Source organism: Pseudomonas sp. YY-1 (assembly GCF_002843095.1).
Taxonomy (GTDB): Bacteria; Pseudomonadota; Gammaproteobacteria; order Pseudomonadales; family Pseudomonadaceae; genus Aquipseudomonas; species Aquipseudomonas sediminis_A.
Map to the genome: position 1 here is coordinate 23,852 of NZ_PJLX01000010.1, position 19,928 is coordinate 43,779.

The following is a 19,928-nucleotide window of genomic DNA, read 5'->3' on the forward strand; positions in this document are numbered from 1 at the left end:
TTTTAGGCTATTGGCCAATGACAAGAACGACACGCGAGGATGCTTATGTCGCAAGCGCCACTGGATGCCTATGACTATCTGATCGTCGGCGCCGGCCCGGCCGGCTGCCTGCTGGCCAATCGACTTTCCGCCGACCCTGGCGTCAGCGTGCTGCTGATCGAGGCGGGTGGGCGCGACAACTATCCCTGGATTCACATCCCGGTCGGCTACCTCTACTGCATCGGCAATCCACGCACTGACTGGTGCTACAACACCGAGGCCGATCCCGGCCTGCATGGCCGCTCGCTGAAATACCCGCGTGGTCGTGTGCTCGGCGGCAGCTCCTCGATCAACGGCATGATCTACATGCGCGGCCAGGCTGCCGACTACGATGGCTGGGCCGCCGCGGGCAATCCCGGTTGGGCCTGGCGTGGTGTGTTGCCGTTGTTCAAACGCTCGGAGAATCATTTTTCCGGCACCGGCGAACTGCACGGTGGCGACGGCGAGTGGCGGGTGGAGCGTCAGCGCCTGTCCTGGGAAATTCTCGAAGCCTTCCGTGGTGCCGCGGCGCAAAGTGGCATTGCCAGCGTCGAAGATTTCAACGGTGGGGACAACGAAGGCTGCAGTTACTTTCAGGTCAACCAGAAACGTGGCGTGCGCTGGAATGCCTCCAAGGCGTTTCTGCGAGATATCCGCCAGCGCCCTAATCTGCAGGTACTGACTGGTGCCGAGGCCGAGCGTCTGGAACTGGAGGACGGGCGCGCCAGTGCGCTGCACCTGCGTTGTCAGGGCCGCGCGCTGCGCGTTGCGGCGCGTCGCGAGATCGTCCTGTGTGCCGGCGCCATCGGCTCGCCGGCCTTGCTGCAGCGCTCCGGTATCGGCCCAAGGCCGCTGCTGGAAAAGCTGGGCATCGGCGTCAGGCACGAGCTGCCAGGTGTTGGCAGCAACCTGCAGGATCACCTGCAGTTGCGCTTGATCTATCAGGTGGAGGGCGTGAAGACGCTCAATCGCATCGCGGCCACGCCTTGGGGCAAGCTGGGCATGGGCCTGGAATACCTGCTCAAGCGCAGCGGGCCGCTGTCGATGGCGCCCAGCCAGCTTGGCGCCTTCGCCAAGTCCGACCCCGGGCAGGCGCGCGCCAACCTGCAGTATCACGTTCAACCCTTGTCACTGGAGCGCTTTGGCGAGCCCTTGCACGACTTCCCGGCGTTCACCGCCTCGGTGTGCAACCTGCGCCCGCACAGCCGTGGTAGCGTCGAAATCGCCTCGGTCGATGCCAGCGTCGCCCCGCTGATTCGCCCCAACTACCTCAGTGACGAGCGGGATTTGCGTGTGGCCGCCGACGCCATTCGCCTGACCCGGCGTATCGTCGCTGCACCGGCATTGGCCGGTTACCGACCTCAGGAGTACAAGCCCGGCCCGGACTATCGCAGCGAGGAGGATCTGCAGCGTGCGGCAGGCGAGATCGGCACCACCATCTTCCACCCGGTGGGTACCTGTGCGATGGGGCAGGGGCGTGAGGCCGTGGTCGATGCCCGCTTGCGCGTGCATGGCATCGCCGGTTTGCGCGTGGTCGATGCGTCGATCATGCCGAGCATCACCTCGGGCAACACCTGCTCGCCGGTATTGATGATCGCCGAGAAGGCAGCGCTGATGATCACTGAGGACGCGCAGCCGCAACGACAGGCGACCCGGGTAACCGAGCCCGCGCTCAGCTGAGGCTGGTTTCCTGGCTGCTGTGGAATATCGCGCGGTTACGCCCACCGTGTTTGGCTTTGTACAGCGCCTCGTCAGCCAGTTGCAGGACGACGCTGAGCTCGATGTGGTCCTCAGGCCAGAGTGCTCCGCCGACGCTGCAGCCGATGCGCACCTCGCCGACTTCCAGCAGTACCGGCTGGCCGAGTGCGGTGATCACGCGCTCGGCCACCTGGTGGGCGTGATGCTGTGCATCCTGTCCCGGCACTTGCAGCACCATGAGAAACTCGTCGCCGCCCAGGCGCGAGACCATGTCGCCGTCACGCAGGCAGCCGCGCAGACGTTGGGCTACCTCCCGTAGCAGATGATCCCCTGCTGCATGGCCATGGGTGTCATTGACTGGTTTGAAACCATCGAGGTCGAGATAGAGCAGGGCCAGGCAGCCATGCTGCAGGCGGCTGCGTTGTTGGGCCTGAGGCAGAAATTTCTCCAGCGCCATGCGGTTGGGCAGGCCGGTCAGCGCGTCGTGGTGAGCGAGGCTTTCCATCATGCCCAGCGCGGTCTGCTGCAGGGTCAGGCTTTCCACCAGGTGACGGATGGATTGACTCAGCTGATGAATTTCACGGCTACCCCGCAGCTCGGGGATTTCGGTGATTTCACCCGCGCTGAGACGGTCTGCTGCGTTAGCGATGTCGCGCAGTGGCCGGGTGAAGTAGCTGCTGACCAGCCAGCCGATCACCGCGAATACCAGTGCCAGGCCGCTGCCCCAAAGCAAGATGCTTTGCAGCAGGTTCTGCGCTGGGGCATCGGCGACCTCGAGCGATTGCCGCGCCACCACTGTCCAGCCCAGCCCTGGGTAGTCCTGATGGCCCTGGCTCAGCGTCAGGCCGGTGAGGTAGTCGTTACCGTCCGGCCACTGCTGCACTTGCCAGCGACTTTGTCCAGGTTTCAGCCCTTCCAGTGCCGGTAACTCCAGTTTCTGACCGATCATTTCCTGCGGGCCAAGCAGGATGCCGCGATCCTGACCAATGACGAAGAATTCGACCATATGCCGATCCTGGCTCGGGCCGAGAATCGACTCGCGTACCTCGTCGGCCCAGGCCCAGGACAGGTGGCTGGCCAAAACGCCGGCCAGGCTGCCGTCGCTGGCGAAGATCGGCAGGCTGATGTCGACGAATTTCATCGCCTCGCCGCTTGGGTTGGGCAGCAGCTTGGCCAGCAGTACCGCTTCATGCACGTCACCGATGAACAGTCCGTTGCGCCCCTCCAGATAGACCGGCCTCTGCGCAATGCTGACGCTCTCCAATATGCCGTTGCTGGAGGCCAGCACCAGGCCGTGCGGGTCGGTGAAGCCGATCCAGGCGATGCTGGGGATTTCCTTCTGCAGGCTGTCGAGCAGGCGCCGCACCTCGGCGATGTCATCAGGCTGACGCAACGCCTGCAGATTGCCGAGCACCTTCAGCACCGCGGCGCGCGAGGCCATGTCGCGATCCAGGCGATCAACCATTGCGTAGGACACCTCGGCCATGTCACGGCCCACGTCCTCGCGAATCTGCTGGCTGGTGTACTGGCCGATCAGTGTGCCCAGAAGCCAGCTGAGGGCGCAGACCAGAAGGGCAACGAAGAGGGCGATATGGCTACGCATGCTTTGCGCTGGGGGCATGTTTTGATTCCCGGGTAGGCCACTGCAATCGGCTGTGTGACCAGTATAGTGCGCCGTTGATCCATTGAGCTGTGATCACCTGCCGATAGTGGGCTGCCAGCCTGGGCTGGCTCGGGTATAATCGCCGGCTTTTCCGTCCGATTTGCCGCGAGCGCCGACTACCATGGAAATCAATCCGATCCTCAACGCCATCAAGGACCTGTCCGAGCGAACCCAGTCAATTCGGGGGTATCTTTGACTACGATCACAAGCATGATCGTCTGGTCGAAGTAAACCGCGAACTGGAAGACGCCAGCGTCTGGAACAAGCCCGAGTACGCGCAAGCGCTGGGCCGTGAGCGCGCCATGCTGGCGCAGATCGTCGAAACCATCGACGACCTCACCGGCAGCCTGGTCGATTCCAAGGACCTGCTGGAAATGGCTGCCGAAGAAAACGACGAAGGCGCGGTGAGCGATATCGTCGCCGAAGTAGACCGCCTGCGCGAAATCCTCGAGAAGCTGGAATTCCGCCGCATGTTCAGTGGCGAGATGGACCCAAACAACTGCTATCTGGACATCCAGGCCGGTTCCGGCGGCACCGAGGCGCAGGACTGGGCCAACATCCTGCTGCGCATGTACCTGCGCTGGGCCGACAAGCGTGGCTTCGACGCCACCATCATCGAGCTGTCCGAGGGCGAGGTCGCCGGCATCAAGGGCGCCACCGTGCATATCAAGGGCGAGTACGCCTTCGGTTGGCTGCGCACCGAGATCGGCGTGCACCGTCTGGTACGCAAGAGCCCGTTCGACTCCGGCGCCCGTCGTCACACCTCGTTCTCGGCGGTGTTCGTGTCCCCTGAGATCGACGACAAGGTCGAGATCGACATCAACCCGTCCGACCTGCGTATCGACACCTACCGCTCCTCCGGCGCCGGTGGTCAGCACGTCAACACCACCGATTCGGCGGTACGTATTACCCACGTGCCGACCAATACCGTGGTGGCCTGCCAGAACGAACGTTCCCAGCACGCCAACAAGGACACCGCCATGAAGATGCTGCGGGCCAAGTTGTACGAGCTGGAGATGCAGAAGCGCAACGCCGCCTCGCAGGCGCTGGAAGACAGCAAGTCCGATATCGGTTGGGGTCATCAGATCCGCTCCTACGTGCTCGATGACTCGCGCATCAAGGATCTGCGTACCGGCATCGAGCGTAGCGACTGCCAGAAGGTTCTGGATGGCGATCTCGACCAGTATCTAGAGGCCAGCCTCAAGCAGGGCCTTTAACCGCAACCCTGTAGGAGCCAGCGTGCTGGCGATGCTCTTCGCGGCCAGCTGGCTCCTACCAAACCTCATTTGCATATACACGCCAGGCAGATAAAACGACCATGAGCGACCAACAACTCGACCAGAACGAACTGCAACAGGAAGAAAACAAGCTGATTGCGCTGCGCAAGGAAAAGCTTGCTGCCATCCGTGAGCAGGGCAACGCCTTCCCCAACGACTTCCGCCGCGACAACTACTGCGCCGACCTGCAGAAACAGTACGTCGACAAGACCAAGGAAGAACTGGAAGCCGCTGCCATTCCGGTCAAGGTTGCCGGGCGCATCATGCTCAACCGCGGCGCTTTCATGGTCATTCAGGACATGACTGGCCGTATCCAAGTCTACGTCAACCGCAAGACCTTGCCGGAAGAAACCCTGGCAGCGGTCAAGACCTGGGACATGGGCGACATCATCGCCGCCGAAGGTACCCTGGCCCGTTCTGGCAAGGGCGACCTGTACGTCGAGATGACCAGCGTACGTCTGCTGACCAAATCGCTGCGTCCGCTGCCGGACAAGCATCACGGCCTGACCGATACCGAACAGCGCTATCGCCAGCGCTACGTCGACCTGATCGTCAACGAAGAAGTGCGTGACACCTTCCGGGTGCGTTCGCAGGTCATCGCTCATATCCGCAAGTTCCTTGCCGAGCGTGACTTCCTCGAGGTGGAAACGCCGATGCTGCAGACCATCCCTGGCGGTGCCGCAGCCAAACCGTTCGAGACCCACCACAACGCGCTGGACATGGCCATGTTCCTGCGCATCGCGCCGGAGCTGTACCTCAAGCGCCTTGTGGTCGGTGGTTTTGAAAAGGTCTTCGAGATCAACCGCAACTTCCGTAACGAAGGCGTCTCGACCCGGCACAACCCCGAGTTCACCATGCTCGAGTTCTACCAGGCCTACGCCGACTACGAAGACAACATGGACCTGACCGAGGAGCTGTTCCGCGAGCTGGCTCAGGCTGTTCTCGGTAGCACCGACGTGCCATACGGCGACAAGGTGTTCCACTTCGGCGAGCCGTTCGCGCGCCTGTCGGTGTTCGATTCGATCCTCAAGTACAACCCCGAGCTGACCGCTGCCGACCTGCAGGATGTCGACAAGGCCCGCGCCATCGCCAAGAAGGCTGGCGCCAAAGTGCTTGGCCATGAAGGCCTGGGCAAGCTGCAGGTGATGATTTTCGAAGAGCTGGTGGAGAGCAAGCTGGAGCAGCCGCACTTCATTACCGAGTATCCGTTCGAGGTATCGCCGCTGGCCCGCCGCAACGACCAGAACCCCAACGTCACCGACCGCTTCGAGCTGTTCATCGGTGGCCGCGAGATCGCCAACGCCTACTCCGAGCTCAATGACGCCGAAGACCAGGCCGAACGCTTCCTGGCCCAAGTGGCCGAAAAAGACGCCGGTGACGACGAAGCCATGCACTACGACGCCGACTTCGTCCGCGCTCTGGAGTACGGCATGCCGCCTACCGCCGGTGAGGGCATCGGCATCGACCGCCTGGTGATGTTGCTGACCAACTCGCCGTCGATCCGCGACGTCATCCTGTTCCCGCACATGCGCCCGCAGGCTTGATGCCAGACAGAAAGCCGCCTTCGGGCGGCTTTTTGCTATTTGTCGTTATGCATTTCGCGGCGATTTCGCTGGGTGCCTGGCCTGGAAGCGAAACGGAGCCTTTTGCTTGCATGTCCAAGCCATTACTCTCCCTGTCATAACTAGAACGTAGAGGGTCGACCCACCGTGAGCTCCGTGTCTGCGCCCCCCAATGCCACACAGGCAGCCAACGCTGTCGCCGAAAGTGTCCAGTATCAGGGCCGCAAGGCCAGTCGCCAGGGCAGTGAGCAGCGCCGCCAGGCGATTCTCGATGCCGCCATGCGCATCATCGTGCGCGATGGCGTGCGCGCCGTGCGTCACCGCGCGGTGGCGGCCGAAGCGCAGGTACCTCTGTCGGCCACGACCTACTATTTCAAGGATATCGATGATCTGATCACCGATACCTTCGCCCAGTTCGTCGAGCGCAGCGCCGCGCAGATGGCGGCGTTCTGGAGCGGTACTCAGGGTGCGCTGGAGGCGATGGTCGGGCGTCTGGATGGCAGCGAGCAGGCACGCAGGCAACTGGCCGATGAGATCGCCGGGCTGGCGGTGCAGTACGTGCAGCGCCAGTTGTGTGAGCGTCGTGATCACCTGATCGCCGAGCAGGCGTTTCAGCAGGAAGCCTTGCTCAATCCACGACTGCGCGAGCTGGTGCGAGCTCACCGGCAGATCCTGCAGCAGGGTGTCACCCACTTTTTCGAAGTGCTGGGTTCGCGCCAGCCCGAACAGGATGCCGTGCTGTTGACGGCCGCCATCGTGCGGATGGAGTATCAGGGCCTGCTAGACGGCATAGAGCACTTGGACAGCCAAGGAATGCTGGCCATCCTTAAGCGTTACATGAATCTGGTTCTGGGGTTGTAAACCGTCGATCATCGGGTCGAACGGTCTTCACAAGGAGAGCGTAATGAAAGCCTGGCGCGCATTGGTCGCCCTGTCCTTCCTGCTGTTGAGTGGCTGCCTGGTCACCTTCAAGGACCCGATTCCGGCCAACGAGGCTGCGCCCATACCGCTGCTGGGCGTATGGACCCGGCAGGACGAGTGGGGCGATCAGTTGTTTCTGGAGATCACCCGTGCCGGCTCCAATCTCTACCTGGCGCGCATTTACGAAGGTAGCGCGGACAACCTCGGCAGCCTCGAGGAGTTCGGCTTCACCGTCGCTCACCATGGTCGCCGCTGGTACCTCTCCGCGGGCTTGCCGAAGAGCCTGGGCGCCAACTTCGCCATCGCCGGTTTCGAGTTGACCAAGGACAACGAACTGGTGCTGTACAACCTCGACACCGACCGCATTCTTCAGGATATGGAAAAGGGCCTGCTGCAAGGGCAGACCGTTTCCATGCCCGAAGCTGATGGTGCATTGATCACCAGCCCGCTGGACAAGGTGTTTGCCTATCTCGACGACCCGGCCAATGCCGACCTGTTCGTCGAGGTGGCGCGTTATCAGCGAGCCGCCGAGTAGGAACTGCAATGAATAGCCAGCAAAAACTGGACGACTATCAGCTCTGTATCCGTGCCCTCAGTGACCGCATCGTCGATGCGCAAACGCCCATCCGCGTACTCGATGCGGTGAAGTGGGATGATGGCATCCGTGATGGCTTTCTCAAGGCCAAGGGCAAGCAGCCGCCAGCCGTGGATCGCGACTACTACCTGAGTCGACCGCTGGCTTTCGATGCCACTGCGAAGAAGTTGGAATTCCAGAACATCGAGCGCGACATCACCCGTCAACTTGGCCAGTTCAATCCGGTCGGGCAGATCATGCGGCGCATGTGCAAGGAATACCGCATGGTCATCCGCATGCTCGAGGCGCGTGGCACCGAGGACTTCGGCCTGATCAGCCAGGAACTGTATGGCGCTGCCTCCGACGCCTTCCATGCGGGTGATCCGACCTTGGCCGATCTCGGCCTGATGCTTTCGGACTACCTCAACAACATCGCCGCGCGTGGCGACCTGGAAGACGAGGCCAAGACCCTCGGTGCCAGTGATGCGGTGAACATCCTGCAGCAGCGCCTGGCTGGCGTATTTGGCGACGAAACCATTCGTGTGTTCGAGTCCGACGGTATTCTCGCCGATGCCGCCGCTGGGGCCGACTACATCAAGATCCGCAGCGACGCGCGTTTCAACGAGCGTGACGTCAAGGCGCTGGAGGTGCACGAAGGTCTGGTGCATGTCGGCACCACGCTCAATGGGCTCAACCAGCCGATCTGCACGTTTCTGGCCAAAGGGCCGCCCTCATCGACGGTGACCCAGGAAGGTTTGGCCATTCTCATGGAGGTGATCGCCTTTGCTTCCTACCCCACGCGTTTGCGCAAGCTGACCAACCGCACCCGCGCTATCCACATGGCCGAAGAGGGCGCGGATTTTCTCGAGGTATTCGAGTTCTTCCGCGAGCAGGGCTATGGCCTCGAAGGCGGCTACAGCAACGCCAGCCGGGTGTTCCGTGGCTCCTTGCCGACGGGCCTGCCGTTCACCAAGGATCTTTCCTACCTCAAGGGTTTCATCCTCATCTACAACTACATCCAGCTGGCGGTGCGCAAGGGCAAGCTGGAGCAGATTCCGCTGCTGTTCTGCGGCAAGACCACCCTGGAAGACATGCGCACGCTGCGCAAGCTGGTGGATGAAGGACTTGTGCAGCCACCCAAGTATCTGCCGCCGCAGTTTCAGGACATGAACGCGCTGTCGGCCTGGATGTGCTTCTCCAACTTCCTCAATCACTTGAGCCTGGATCGCATCGAAGCGGACTACGCCAATATCCTTTGATCGCAGTCCGGTAGGGTGCGCTGCGCGCACCGCTGCCGTAGCCCGGATGAAATCCGGGAAGCCTTGGAGACCGCCCCGTGCCCAGCCATCAACTCGAATACGAAATCCTCGGCGCTTCGGCGCAATCGGTGGAGATCATTCTCGACCCCGGTGAGACGGTGATCGCCGAAGCCGGGGCGATGAACTACATGACCGACGGCGTGCGCTTCGAGACGCGCATGGGTGATGGCTCGTCAAATGGTCTGCTGGGCAAGCTGTGGAGCGTCGGCAAGCGCATGCTCACCGGTGAGTCGCTGTTCATGACCCACTTCAGCAATGCCGGCAAAAGTCAGGCACGGGTCGCCTTCGCCGCGCCTTATCCGGGCACCGTGGTGCCCATCGACCTGGCAAAGATCGGCGGTCGCTTGATCTGCCAGAAAGACGCCTTTCTCTGCGCCGCGCATGGCACCAGCATCGGCATCAGCTTCGCCAAACGCCTGGGCGCCGGTTTTTTCGGCGGCGAGGGCTTCATCCTGCAGAAGCTCGACGGTGACGGCCTGGCTTTCGTGCATGCTGGCGGCACCGTGATCCGCAAGGAGCTGAACAACGAAACCCTGCGCCTGGACACCGGTTGCCTGGTGGCTTTCAGCAGCGGTATCGATTACGACATTGCCCTGGCTGGCGGCCTGAAAAGCATGCTTTTTGGTGGCGAAGGCATTTTGCTGACCACGCTCAAAGGTACCGGTACGGTGTGGATTCAGAGCCTGCCGTTCTCGCGCCTGGCCGAGCGCGTCTATGCGGCGACCGTTCAGGCTCGCGAAGAGGTGCGCGCCGGTGGCAAGTAGCCTGCGGGCGCTGGTGTTGCTGCTGGCCAGCCTGTGGCTGGCTGGTTGCAGCGGCCTGCTGTTCTACCCGGAACCAGGGCTGCCGATTACCCCGGAGCGTGCCGGGCTGGAATACCGCGACATCGAGCTGCGCGCCGCCGATGGCACGCGTTTGCACGCCTGGTGGCTGCCTGCCAAGGCTGGGGTGAGGGTCAAGGGCACGGTACTGCACCTGCATGGCAATGGCGGTAACCTGGCATGGCACCTGGGCGGCGTTCACTGGCTGCCGGAACAGGGCTATCAGGTGCTGATGCTGGATTACCGGGGGTATGGCCTGTCCGCTGGCAAGCCGCGTTTGCCCGAGGTTTACCAGGATATCGACGCGGCCTTCACCTGGCTCGATCAGGCGCCGCAGGTACAGGGCACGCCGCTTTTCGTGCTCGGGCAGAGCCTCGGCGGCGCCCTGGCCGTGCATTACCTGGCGCAGCATCCTGAGCGCCAATCGGCCTTGCAGGCCATGGCGCTCGATGGTGTGCCGGCCAGTTATCGCGATGTGGCTCAGCATGCGCTTAGCACGTCCTGGCTGACCTGGCCGCTACAGGTGCCGCTGTCCTGGCTGGTACCGGACGGCGACAGCGCGATTCGCAGCATCGAGCAACTCGAAGGTGTGCCCCTGCTGATTTATCACAGCATTGACGATACGATCGTGCCGCTTTCCAATGGCCAGCGCTTGTATCAAGCTGCGCGTCCGCCGCGCGCCTTTCAGGCGACCCGTGGCCCGCACGTGCAAACCTTTGCCGAGCCCGCCTGGCGCCAGTCACTGCTGGCGTTCTTCAGTGCGCCGCAGGCTTTTGTCGAGCGCCAGGCGCCGACCATCGAATCCGCAACAGAGAGTCCGCAATGACCGAACGCAATCCTATCCCTCTGATCCTCACAGGTGTCGCCAGTATCGTTGGTACCATCGGTGTGCTCTGGTTCTACGGCTATGTGCATTTCGCCAAACCGGAGGATGCACTGCTGCTCTCCGACTTCACCATGCTCAAGACCATTCCCGGCGAGGACTACAAGGTCTCGCTGAAACCGGCCGATCAGGTGGCGCAGTGCATCGATGGCGTGCTGGTGTTGTTCGATCTGCAGCAGAAAGGGCTGACTGGCGTGCTGGTGGACAACAAGAAGCAGGCTGTGCGTTGCATCGGTCAGGAAACTCCGGCGCTGGAGCAGTAAGGCAAAACGCTTACGTAGGGTGTCGCGGGGCCGCCTAGGCCGTGCGTATCGAAACGTCGGCGTGAGTCTCGGTTGCACCAAAAAAGAAACCCGCCTGATGGCGGGTTTCTTCATTGCAGCGGTGCTATCAGGCGCCGGCAGACGAGCGCGGAGCGACCGGCTGGTTGTCGTTGGAGATGGTCACCTCCACGCGACGGTTCTGCGCACGACCAGAGTCGCTGGAGTTGTCCGCGACCGGATACTCCTTGCCATAACCCTGGGCGACGATGCGCGTCGGCTCCACGCCGGCGCGAATCAGTGCGCGACGGACGGATTCGGCGCGACGCTCGGACAGACCCTGGTTGTAGCTGGCCGAGCCGACGCTGTCGGTATAACCCTCGACGATCACCTGACGCTCCGGGTTTTCCTGGAGAAAACGCGCCAGTTGGGTGACGTTGGGCAGCGCGCTGCTCTTCAGTTCGGCCTTGTTGAAGTCGAACAGAACGTCACCGAAGGTCACCAGCGTGCCGCGTTCGGTCTGCTTGGCGTTGAGGCTGTCCTGCAGCTTGCGGATCTGTGCGTCGCGAGCATCGAGCAGAGCCTGGGCGCGCTGCGCCGAGGAGTTCTTCAGCTCGGCTTCGGCGTTACGCAGCACGATGGTCTGCTTGGCCACGTCGACGCGCTTGTTGGTCAGGTAGGCCAGCTGGTCGACCTTCTTCTCATCTTCCTTTTCCATATAGGCCTTGTCGGCCTTGTTCAGCCATTCCTGGGCTTCCTTGGTTTCCAGCGCCGCGACCTTGCTCGCCTGCGGATCGCTCTGCAGTGAGGAGAAGTTGCTACGCGCCGACTCCAGGTTGGCGTTGGGCTGGTGCGAGCAGGCGGCCAGGCCGACGCTCAGGGCCAGAAGGGCGGGGATCATCACGTGTTTACGCATGGCGTTCATCCTTTGATCTGTCAGCGAATGGGTGGGGTGCATGGCGCTCACTGAGCGTTACGCATGCCTTCCTCACGCAGTTCCTGAACACCCTGGCGGGCGTCCTGCAATGCTTGTTCGGCTTTGGCGGCCTGAGCCTTGCGCTCGGCGAGACGAGCATCCCATTCAGCCTGTTCGGCCAGGCGGCGGGCTTTCTCGTACTCTTTCTCATGCATGGCCAGTTCGGCCTCTTTGAGCTTGTCCTGCGCAGACTTCATTTCTACGGCAGCAAACTCGGTACCACCGGCGCTGATCGCCGAGTTCACGGCCGATTGCGTCACGGCATATTGCTCGCTGGGCGGGTTACCCGCGCAGCCAGCCAGTACCAGGCTGCTACCCAGTACCAAGGCGGCCAGTTTGATCCCGTGCAGGCGGCTGCGCGGGGCTTTTTCGGTATGGGTCTTCATGGCGGCTAACTCCATTTGAAACACTCCTATGAACGACGATATCCGTAGCGATTGGCCTCTCGTGTTGTCCGTCTACCAAAGGTGTTGGTGATGTCGGCTGGTCACGATGGCCTGTAAGTGGGACCGGCCGGTTTTTCGAATAGTTCAGAAAAAAACACAGTCTGCTTATGGCTTTCTGGATGACTGGTTAGTCAACTATTGGCGTATGGAAAGGCCTCGGCGTGGTTTTTTATGCGCACCTAGAACGCTCCTAAACCCTTCTATATAGGTGGTTTTATGGGTTTTTTCGGGGTGAGGTAGGCCGGCGCGCCAGCGCATCGGCGAAGGCGGAGGGAGGTGCTGCATCGATGCAGAGATGGCTGCTCGGCAGGCGTGTTATCAGCCTGAGCGTCCGAAATTGAACAATATGTCGAACACGACGGCCCGTTCAGGGCGTCAATGGCTCGTCTCTTTGCTCGTGTCACTCAGTTCGCGCAGGTATTTGCGCGACAGCGCCAGGAAACGTGGCGTCGGACCGACGTCCTCGTACAACGGGTCGCCTTGCTCGTCCAGCGCCACCACTTTGTTGCCGCGCACGTAAGGCAGGCTGGCCTCGAGTTCCTCGAGCGCCGCGCCGATCAGCTCTCCGAGCAGTTCCTCGCTGTGATGCTTGGGGTACATCTCGGTGAGCGCCGCCAGGCGTGCTGCCGATTCGATATCCAGGTGGATGTGATAACGAGTCGGTGTCAGGTGGCCCTTGGCATTTTGTTCCCAGTGTTTTGCCAGTTCGCGAATTCTCATGTCGTAGCTCCTCACAGGTGGCGCTGGCGGTGCCCATTGGCGAAACCGCAGCGCCCATCGACAAGCCTAGACCCAGCACGCAGGCTCGCCCTGGTGCACGTCGCACCCTTGTAAGAAGTTGGCGCGCTGGGCACTCTGTTGACACTGGATAGGAGAAGGAGTGCGACATGGCGGAAATCGATGCGCGCCTGCGTGAAGAGGTGCACCTGCTCGGCGAGTTGCTCGGGCATACCATCAGCACCCAGCTGGGCGACGAGTTTCTCGACAAGATCGAACGCATACGCAAGTCGGCCAAGGCCGGTCGTCGTGGCTCTGCCGCGGGTGCCGAGCAGTTGACCAGCACTCTCGGGGACCTGGATGACGACGAACTGCTGCCGGTGGCGCGGGCCTTCAATCAGTTCCTCAACCTGGCCAATATTGCCGAGCAGCAGCACCGTGTGCGTCGTCGCCGTGCCGGTGAGCCCGAGCCGTTCGAGCTGCGTGTGCTCGACGAGTTGCTCGAACGTCTGCTCGCCGCCGGGCAGGGCAGTGATGAGCTGGCGCGTCAGTTGGGGCGCCTGGACATCGAACTGGTGCTGACCGCACACCCGACCGAAGTGGCGCGGCGTACCCTGATCCAGAAATACGATGCTATCGCCGCGCAACTGACGGCACTGGATCACAGCGATCTATTGCCAACAGAGCGTGAACGCATCGCCCAGCGTCTGCAGCGGTTGATCGCCGAGGCCTGGCACACCGAGGAAATTCGCCGCAGTCGGCCCAGTCCGGTAGATGAGGCCAAGTGGGGCTTTGCCGTCATCGAACACTCGCTTTGGCAGGCCGTGCCGCAGTTCCTGCGTCGTGCTGATCAGAGCCTGCAGGCCGCCACCGGCTTGCGTCTGCCGCTGGAGGCTGCGCCGATTCGTTTCGCCTCGTGGATGGGCGGCGACCGTGACGGTAACCCCAATGTCACCGCGCGCGTGACCCGTGAGGTGTTGCTGCTGGCGCGCTGGATGGCCGCCGATCTCTACCTGCGCGACGTCGACAACCTGGCCGCGGAGCTGTCCATGCAGCAGGCCAGTGACGAACTGCGCGCGCAGGTAGGCGACAGCGCCGAACCGTACCGTGCACTGCTCAAGCAGTTGCGCGAGCGCCTGCGCGAAACGCGCAGCTGGGCGCAGCAGGCGCTCACTGCCGATGTGGCGCCCAGCGCTGCAGTGCTGCGCGACAACCATGATCTGCTGGCGCCACTGCAGCTCTGCTACCAGTCGCTGCATGCCTGCGGCATGGGCGTGATCGCCGATGGTCCGTTGCTCGATTGCCTGCGCCGGGCAGCCACCTTCGGTCTGTTCCTGGTGCGTCTCGACGTGCGTCAGGATTCCTCCCGGCACGCGGCCGCGATGTCGGAAATCACCGACTATCTTGGCCTCGGTCGCTACGCCGAATGGGATGAAGAGACGCGCCTGAGCTTCCTCCAGCGTGAGCTGGAAAACCGCCGGCCACTGCTGCCAAACGACTATCGCCCCTCGGCCGATACCGCCGAAGTGCTCGCCACCTGCCGTGAGGTGGCTGCCGCTCCTGCCGCCTCGCTGGGCTCCTACGTGATCTCCATGGCAGGTGCCGCCTCCGACGTGCTGGCCGTGCAACTGCTGCTGAAAGAGGCCGGGTTGCGCCGGCCGATGCGGGTGGTGCCACTTTTTGAAACCCTGGCCGATCTTGATCATGCCGGGCCGGTGATCGATCGCCTGCTGGGGTTGCCCGGCTATCGCGCGCGCCTGCATGGCCCGCAGGAAGTGATGATCGGTTATTCCGATTCGGCCAAGGACGCCGGTACAACCGCCGCAGCCTGGGCGCAGTACCGCGCTCAGGAGGAGCTGGTGCGTCTGTGTCGCGAGCATCAGGTCGAACTGCTGCTGTTCCATGGTCGCGGTGGCACCGTCGGCCGTGGCGGTGGCCCCGCTCACGCGGCCATTCTGTCGCAACCCCCTGGCTCGGTGGCGGGGCGGTTCCGCACCACCGAGCAGGGTGAAATGATCCGCTTCAAGTTCGGCCTGCCGGATATCGCCGAGCAGAATCTCAACCTCTATCTGGCTGCAGTGCTGGAAGCCACGCTACTGCCACCGCCAGCACCGGAGCCGAGCTGGCGGGCGATGATGGACCGCCTCGCCGATGCCGGCGTGAAGGCTTATCGCGACGTGGTGCGCGAGCATCCGCAGTTCGTCGAATATTTCCGCCAGGCCACGCCGGAGCAGGAGCTCGGCCGCTTGCCGCTGGGCAGTCGCCCGGCCAAGCGGCGTGAGGGGGGCGTGGAAAGCCTGCGGGCCATTCCGTGGATCTTCGCCTGGACGCAGACACGCCTGATGCTGCCAGCCTGGCTCGGCTGGGAGCAGGCGCTGGGGCAGGCTCTGCAAGGCGGTGATGCTGAACTGCTGAAAAGCATGCGCGAGCAATGGCCATTCTTCCGCACCCGCATCGACATGCTGGAAATGGTCTTGACCAAAGCGGATGCCAATATCGCCGCCCTGTATGACGAGCGTCTGGTCGAACCGGCCCTGCAGCCGCTGGGGGCGCAGTTACGCGACCTATTGTCGCAGGCGTGCGCTGCCGTGCTGGAATTGACCGGGCAGTCTCGGCTGCTTGCGCACAATCCGGAAACCCTGGAATCGATCAGCGTGCGCAACACCTACCTCGACCCGCTGCACCTGCTGCAGGCCGAGCTGCTGGCGCGCTGCCGGCAACGTGAACAGGCGCCGGAGAGCCCTCTGGAGCAGGCGTTGCTGGTCAGCGTGGCAGGTATAGCTGCAGGTTTGCGCAACACCGGTTGAAGGGCGGCAGGTGCTGGCCGGCATATGCCAGGCCAGCGTCATATGCCGGATTCAGGCCGCCAGGAGGAGGGGTTTTATCCGACTTTTGGCGGCTTGTGCGCCTGGGGTGCGCTGTGTATCTTGAGCAGCCTTTTGGCCGCTACGGCAGCCGCACTACATTCAAGAGATTGGCCCCACGAGGCGAGTCCGACCGATTACTACATAACTCTTGAGGAGCACATCGATGCGCGTGATTCTGCTGGGGGCGCCCGGTGCCGGCAAAGGTACCCAGGCTCGCTACATCACCGAGAAATTCGGCATTCCGCAAATCTCCACTGGCGACATGCTGCGTGCTGCGGTCAAGGCTGGCACCGAGCTCGGCCTGAAGGCCAAGAGCGTGATGGATGCCGGTGGTCTGGTCTCCGACGACCTGATCATCAATCTGGTCAAGGAGCGCATCGCTCAGGCCGATTGCGCCAATGGTTTCCTGTTCGACGGCTTCCCGCGCACCATTCCGCAAGCCGAAGCGCTGCGTGATGCTGGCGTCGCTCTGGATCACGTGGTCGAGATTGCCGTTGAAGACGAAGAGATCGTCAAGCGTCTGTCTGGCCGTCGCGTTCACCCGGCTTCCGGCCGTGTCTACCACACCGAGTACAACCCACCAAAGGTTGCCGGCAAGGACGACATCAGTGGTGAGGAACTGGTCCAGCGCGAAGACGACAAGGAAGAAACCGTGCGTCATCGCCTGTCCGTCTATCATTCGCAGACCAAGCCGCTGGTGGACTTCTATCAGAAGCTCTCCGCTGCATCCGGTACCCCGAAATACAGCCATATCCCGGGTGTCGGCAGCGTCGAAGAAATCACCGCGAAGACCCTGGCAGCCCTGGGCTGAGTCCAGCTCGCCGAGTGTCATCGCAACAAGGCCCCGAAAGGGGCCTTGCTCGTTTATGGAACCTGATACGTTCTGGTCGCTCTCAAGCATGGCCGCGCAATGCGGGCCGACTAATATCGACGATGCAGCCTCCGGCCGGCGCCGGGGCGTGTCGATAACCTATAAGGAAGAGGGCATTCAATGACCGAGAAACGCATCTGGCTGGGCCTTGCGGTATCGCTGCTGGCCACTCCGCTGGCATTTGCTGACAGCAAAGAAGATTGTTCCGTCGCCGAATTCACCATGGGTTTGCGCTTTCAGCAGCAGTCCGCTGAGGTTCAGGCGCTGCAACTGCAGGCCTACAACATCGCCACGGAGAAGCTCGACAAGGCTGTGGCGGCGGCGAAGGATCCCTCGAAGCTGGCCATCGTCACCGACCTCGACGAAACCGTGATCGACAACAGCGCATTGCTGGCGCGCGATCTGGCCAACTGTCATCAGTACGATGCCTGGGACACCTGGCTGCCATGGGAACGTGACGGTACGCCTGAGCTGATCCCAGGCGCGAAGAAGTTTCTCGAGCATGCCGACAAGCTCGGCGTGACCATCCGCTACGTCTCCGATCGTGCCGACGAGCAGAAGAAATACACCCTGGCCACCCTGAGCAAACTGGGCCTGCCGCAGGTATCGGAAGAGAGCGTGCTGCTGCTCGGGCCGCCCAAGGTCGAGCGTCGCGCCATCGTCAGTGCCGATCACCAGATCATCATGCTGCTGGGCGATACGCTGCATGATTTCGATGCGCGTTTCCGCAAAACGCCGCTCGATGCGCAGCGCAAGACCGTTGCCGAAGAGTCGGACAAGTGGGGTGTGGAGTGGATCGTGTTCCCCAATGCCGGATACGGCACCTGGTCCAAAGCGCCGCTCAAAGGTTGGGAAGCCGAGCCGGTGGTCGAGCCTTGGTAAGGCAACGCTGATCCCCGTCGGTCGCTCGGCGCAAGCCGGGCGCCGACATGGTGCTGGAAAAAATATCGTCGAGCCGGTCTAATGCCGGCTCTTTTTTATTCAACTGTCCGAATGCAATGACCACTCTCCTGGCCCTCGATACCGCCACCGAAGCCTGCTCCGTCGCGCTGCTGCATGATGGTCGCGTGCTCAGCCACTACGAAGTCGCCCCGCGTATGCACGCGCAGCGTCTGTTGCCGATGATTCAGCAACTGCTGGGTGAGGCGGGTATCGCCGCTTCGGCACTTGATGCCATTGCCTTCGGCCGTGGTCCGGGTGCGTTCACCGGGGTGCGTATCGCTATCGGCGTGGTACAGGGCTTGGCCTTTGCACTGGATCGACCGGTGCTGCCGGTTTCCAATCTGGCCGTGCTGGCCCAGCGCGCGCTGCGTGAGCAGGGAGCGACTCAGGTTGCCGCCGCCATCGACGCGCGCATGGACGAGGTTTACTGGGGTTGCTACCGCGCAGAAGCCGGCGAGATGCGCCTGCTTGGCCAGGAAGCGGTGTTGCCGCCGGAGCAAGCTGAAGCGCCGCGTGGCTGCGATGGTGAGTGGTTCGGCGCCGGCACGGGCTGGGGCACCTTTGCCTCACGTATCGCCCTCAAGCCTGTGGGCATGGATGGCAGCCTGCTGCCGCATGCCGAAGACTTGCTGAGCCTGGCTCGTTTTGCCTGGGCGCGTGGCGAGGCGTTGCCGGCTGATCAGGCGCAACCGGTGTACCTGCGTGATCAGGTCGCCACGCCGAAAGCACCACCGGCATGACAGCTGGTCGGATGCTTGGCGCCAGTATTCTCTTGGCATTTGCCAACGACGCAGGCCGCCGCTACATTGCCAGCACTGTCCCTTGTTCAGCCGAGCCCACCGAGCAGTCCTAGATGCGGATCGACGGTTACTTACCCTCCTACTCGCCAGATCGTGGCCCCCGTTCGGGCACCGCGGTCACGCCCTATCGCGAGGCGCAGCGGGAGGTCGAGGCTCAGCGTGAACAACCGGCTGCACCCGCCAGTAGTCAGGGGCTGGAGCAGGCGCCGCAGATTCGCCGCGTACAGGCCAGCAGCAGTAACACCGACAGCCTGCCGACCCGGTCGCAGGATCTCGGTTATCAACAGCCTGCGCTGAGCAACCGTGCTGCACAGGCGTTGGCCAGCTACAGCACCACCGCCGCTTACGCCAGCGATTACGATGCGCAGGAAGTGCTCGGGCTCGATCTCTACGCGTAACCCCGTTTCACACCCTCTCAGCCAGGCCCGCTAAACCGATCGATGAGCGCTGCGCTTCCCTATTACCTCGGTTGTCCATCCTGGAGCGAAGCGGCCTGGCGCGCCACGCTGTATCCGCAGGATACCCGCCCAACCGAGTTTCTCAGTCGCTACACCGAGGTATTCAACGCGGTGGAGGGCAACACCACGTTCTATGCCAGGCCCAGCGAGCAAACGGTGGTGCGCTGGGCGCAGGCCATGCCGGCGCACTTTCGTTTCTGCGCCAAGTTGCCGCGAGACATCAGTCACAGCGAGGATCTTTGCCAGCAACTGGATGAAGTCACGCAGTTTCGCCAGTTGCTGGCGCCGCTCGGCGAACGGGTGGCGCCTTACTGGCTGCAACTGCCGGCCAGCTTCGGCCCGCCGCGGTTGGCGGAGCTGGCGGCGTTCATCGAGCAGTGGGGGGACTGGCCTCTGGCGGTAGAGGTACGCCATCCGGAGTTCTTTGCCAAGGGCGATGCCGAGCGCGTGCTCAATCGCTTGCTGCACGAGCGTGGTATAGAGCGCATCTGTCTGGATTCGCGTGCGCTGTTCAGCTGCGATTCGCAGGAGCCCGCCGTGCTGCATGCGCAAGCCAAGAAGCCGCGCTTGCCGACTCGGCCTACCGCGTTCAGTCAGGGCCCGCAGTTGCGCTTCATCGGTCATCCCGAGTTGCTGGCCAACGACCCCTTCATGCTGCCCTGGCTGGACAAGGTTGCCGGCTGGATCGAGCAGGGGCTCGCTCCCTACGTCTTCGCGCACACCTCCGACAATCGCCTGGCGCCCGAGCTGGCACGGCGTTTTCACCAGCAACTGATGCAACGCCTGCCGGGCTTGCCCGAGTTGCCGGTGCTGCAGACGGAATCTGAACTGGAGCAGCTCGGCCTGCTCTGATAG

The 19,928-nt window shown here is 62.6% G+C and carries 19 protein-coding genes; 15 read left to right on the forward strand and 4 right to left on the reverse strand.

From position 1 onward, the window contains the following. Positions 1-45: 45 nt before the first annotated feature. Positions 46-1,698, forward strand: a complete 1,653-nt coding sequence (locus CXP40_RS14940) for a GMC family oxidoreductase (protein WP_106734398.1) — start codon at positions 46-48, stop codon at positions 1,696-1,698. On the opposite strand, the gene CXP40_RS14945 is transcribed toward CXP40_RS14940, so the two are convergent. After that, positions 1,691-3,337 (reverse strand): GGDEF domain-containing protein, encoded by a 1,647-nt coding sequence (locus CXP40_RS14945; protein ID WP_106734399.1) that lies wholly within the window; start codon positions 3,335-3,337, stop codon positions 1,691-1,693. The genes CXP40_RS14940 and CXP40_RS14945 overlap by 8 nt on opposite strands. A gap of 163 nt (positions 3,338-3,500) precedes the next feature. Here CXP40_RS14945 and prfB point away from each other — a divergent pair. The 8 genes from prfB (at position 3,501) to CXP40_RS14985 (ending at position 10,999) form a co-directional block, all read left to right on the forward strand. Beyond that, positions 3,501-4,596 (forward strand): peptide chain release factor 2 gene (gene prfB, locus CXP40_RS14950; protein WP_099525772.1). Its coding sequence is split into 2 segments (ribosomal slippage): positions 3,501-3,572 and positions 3,574-4,596, totalling 1,095 coding nucleotides; the frame shifts between segments, so codons are not numbered across the junction. A gap of 101 nt (positions 4,597-4,697) precedes the next feature. Next, a complete protein-coding gene (gene lysS, locus CXP40_RS14955) occupies positions 4,698-6,200 on the forward strand; it encodes a lysine--tRNA ligase (RefSeq protein ID WP_106734400.1) in 1,503 nt (500 codons plus the stop codon). A 165-nt stretch (positions 6,201-6,365) separates the two neighbouring features. Beyond that, positions 6,366-7,079 (forward strand): TetR/AcrR family transcriptional regulator, encoded by a 714-nt coding sequence (locus CXP40_RS14960; protein WP_099525770.1) that lies wholly within the window; start codon positions 6,366-6,368, stop codon positions 7,077-7,079. Positions 7,080-7,122: 43 nt separating this feature from the next. Further along, positions 7,123-7,674 carry a hypothetical protein gene (locus CXP40_RS14965; RefSeq protein WP_099525769.1) on the forward strand — a complete coding sequence of 184 codons (552 nt, stop codon included), beginning with the start codon at positions 7,123-7,125 and terminating at the stop codon, positions 7,672-7,674. 8 nt (positions 7,675-7,682) lie between these two features. Next, positions 7,683-8,972 carry a flavohemoglobin expression-modulating QEGLA motif protein gene (locus CXP40_RS14970; protein ID WP_106734401.1) on the forward strand — a complete coding sequence of 430 codons (1,290 nt, stop codon included), beginning with the start codon at positions 7,683-7,685 and terminating at the stop codon, positions 8,970-8,972. Between the two features lie 77 nt (positions 8,973-9,049). After that, positions 9,050-9,796, forward strand: a complete 747-nt coding sequence (locus CXP40_RS14975) for a TIGR00266 family protein (protein ID WP_099525767.1) — start codon at positions 9,050-9,052, stop codon at positions 9,794-9,796. Further along, positions 9,786-10,679: an alpha/beta hydrolase gene (locus CXP40_RS14980; RefSeq protein WP_106734402.1), complete on the forward strand. Its 894-nt coding sequence runs from the start codon at positions 9,786-9,788 to the stop codon at positions 10,677-10,679. Before CXP40_RS14975 ends, CXP40_RS14980 begins: the two co-directional genes overlap by 11 nt. Then, positions 10,676-10,999, forward strand: coding sequence for a hypothetical protein (locus CXP40_RS14985; RefSeq protein ID WP_099525765.1), 324 nt, complete (start codon positions 10,676-10,678; stop codon positions 10,997-10,999). The genes CXP40_RS14980 and CXP40_RS14985 overlap by 4 nt, the downstream gene beginning before the upstream one ends. A gap of 127 nt (positions 11,000-11,126) precedes the next feature. Here CXP40_RS14985 and CXP40_RS14990 read toward each other — a convergent pair whose 3' ends face one another. The 3 genes from CXP40_RS14990 to CXP40_RS15000 all read right to left on the reverse strand — a co-directional run bounded on the left by CXP40_RS14990 (position 11,127) and on the right by CXP40_RS15000 (position 13,138). Next, entirely contained in the window at positions 11,127-11,912 is a 786-nt protein-coding gene (locus tag CXP40_RS14990) for an OmpA family protein (protein ID WP_106734403.1), read from the reverse strand. Between the two features lie 47 nt (positions 11,913-11,959). Further along, complete coding sequence (locus tag CXP40_RS14995; protein WP_177429678.1) at positions 11,960-12,373, reverse strand: DUF4398 domain-containing protein; 414 nt, start codon at positions 12,371-12,373, stop codon at positions 11,960-11,962. 420 nt (positions 12,374-12,793) lie between these two features. After that, positions 12,794-13,138 (reverse strand): pilin assembly protein, encoded by a 345-nt coding sequence (locus CXP40_RS15000; RefSeq protein WP_106734405.1) that lies wholly within the window; start codon positions 13,136-13,138, stop codon positions 12,794-12,796. Positions 13,139-13,305: 167 nt separating this feature from the next. On the opposite strand from CXP40_RS15000, the gene ppc reads away from it, so the two are divergent. The 6 genes from ppc to CXP40_RS15030 all read left to right on the forward strand — a co-directional run bounded on the left by ppc (position 13,306) and on the right by CXP40_RS15030 (position 19,925). Further along, positions 13,306-15,942: a phosphoenolpyruvate carboxylase gene (gene ppc, locus CXP40_RS15005; RefSeq protein WP_106734406.1), complete on the forward strand. Its 2,637-nt coding sequence runs from the start codon at positions 13,306-13,308 to the stop codon at positions 15,940-15,942. Between the two features lie 223 nt (positions 15,943-16,165). Continuing rightward, positions 16,166-16,813 (forward strand): adenylate kinase, encoded by a 648-nt coding sequence (gene adk, locus CXP40_RS15010; RefSeq protein WP_099525760.1) that lies wholly within the window; start codon positions 16,166-16,168, stop codon positions 16,811-16,813. 180 nt (positions 16,814-16,993) lie between these two features. Further along, positions 16,994-17,755, forward strand: a complete 762-nt coding sequence (locus CXP40_RS15015; protein ID WP_099525759.1) for a 5'-nucleotidase, lipoprotein e(P4) family — start codon at positions 16,994-16,996, stop codon at positions 17,753-17,755. Between the two features lie 116 nt (positions 17,756-17,871). Further along, positions 17,872-18,555 carry a tRNA (adenosine(37)-N6)-threonylcarbamoyltransferase complex dimerization subunit type 1 TsaB gene (tsaB, locus tag CXP40_RS15020; RefSeq protein WP_106734407.1) on the forward strand — a complete coding sequence of 228 codons (684 nt, stop codon included), beginning with the start codon at positions 17,872-17,874 and terminating at the stop codon, positions 18,553-18,555. A gap of 113 nt (positions 18,556-18,668) precedes the next feature. Beyond that, entirely contained in the window at positions 18,669-19,013 is a 345-nt protein-coding gene (locus CXP40_RS15025) for a hypothetical protein (RefSeq protein ID WP_106734408.1), read from the forward strand. 42 nt (positions 19,014-19,055) lie between these two features. After that, a complete protein-coding gene (locus CXP40_RS15030; protein ID WP_106734409.1) occupies positions 19,056-19,925 on the forward strand; it encodes a DUF72 domain-containing protein in 870 nt (289 codons plus the stop codon). Positions 19,926-19,928 lie beyond the last annotated feature (3 nt).